The 661-nt window shown below is 67.5% G+C and carries 1 pseudogene; it reads right to left on the bottom strand.

What is annotated here, in order from left to right:
- Positions 1-212: 212 nt before the first annotated feature.
- A pseudogene (locus tag L995_RS04590) lies at positions 213-661 on the bottom strand (MFS transporter); the annotation flags it as partial.

Raw genomic sequence — 661 nt, 5'->3', positions numbered from 1 at the left:
CCGCGTCCGTGCTGGGGCTGTCGGGAGTTCGGGCGTGGCATGGTGGCTGGGAAAAGTGGCGTGACTCCCCGTATGCCGAACAAGCCCTGCCCATCCTGCAAGTTCCGCTGGACTTTTTTTGCGCTGCCGCTGAGATTTTCTCCCTTATTTCCCGTTGATCATCAGGTGGAGTAAGGCTGGATTGCTATGGTTTTATTTTTCCAGCCAACGCATCAGGACACCACCACCGGCCTGGGCTGGCGCGTTCCCGCCAGCGCCAGGCCCGCGAACAGCATCAGCATCAGGCCGTAGGCATAGGTGACCGGCAACAAGCCGAAGCGCGCGGCGGCCATGCCCGCCGCGATGGCCGGCATGCTGAACGCCAGGTAGCTGGCGATGTAGATGGCCGAGATCAGGGCGCCGCGCTCGTGCGGCTCGGCCAGCGGGATCACGCTGCGCAGCGCGCCCTGGAAGCCCACGCCGAAGCCCGCGCCCGCCACCACTGATGCCCCCAGCACCAGGGGCAGGCTTTGCAGATGGGCGCCGACCAGCAGCAGGGCCACCCCGGCCAGCAGGCCGCTGCCGCCGAACTGCAGCATGGCGCGCGGCGCGCGGCTGCGCAGCGTCCAGATGGCGGCGGCGGCGCTCAGCGTGTTGATGCACACGGCAAAGCTGGCAGCGA

This window comes from Delftia sp. ZNC0008 (assembly GCF_000799035.1).
Taxonomy (GTDB): domain Bacteria; phylum Pseudomonadota; class Gammaproteobacteria; order Burkholderiales; family Burkholderiaceae_C; genus Comamonas; species Comamonas tsuruhatensis.
This window is presented reverse-complemented; position numbering and strand designations above follow the sequence as displayed.